This is a genomic window from Thermococcus sp. ES12 (assembly GCF_012027515.1).
GTDB classification, from domain to species: domain Archaea; phylum Methanobacteriota_B; class Thermococci; order Thermococcales; family Thermococcaceae; genus Thermococcus; species Thermococcus barossii.
Window position 1 is genome coordinate 1 of record NZ_SNUP01000117.1, and the last position, 405, is coordinate 405.

Below are 405 nucleotides of genomic sequence, written 5' to 3' on the forward strand. Positions count from 1 at the left end.
AAAGATCCTGTTTTTGGAATAGTGAGAAATAGAGTTAGCGCTGAGTATCTGAAATCTATAATTCGGTTATACGGGGAGTCTGAGAGAGATATTATCAAAAAACTTGTGCGTTTCCTTCTTTCGAGGCAGAATTTAAACGGCTCTTGGAATGAAATTCATCCCAATTACAACCAAGAATCGGCTCTCGTAACATCTTTTGTTGGAGAAGCTCTGCTTCTAGCTTTGCCATATTTAGAGGGTGAACTGAAAGAAAGAACAGAAAATGCTCTGCGGAAGGCGAGAGATTATGTCCTATCAAGTGAGATTGAGCAGGGGTATTTTCTTAAGTCTAAGCTCTACACAGCTGACTATCTTAATGTTGATGCAACTTGTGGGGCTTTCTTAGCTCAGTATTACAAAGTTTTT

1 pseudogene is annotated in these 405 nt (G+C 39.0%); it reads left to right on the forward strand.

Annotated elements, in window-relative coordinates:
• Window positions 1–405: pseudogene (locus tag E3E37_RS11325) on the forward strand (hypothetical protein); the annotation flags it as partial.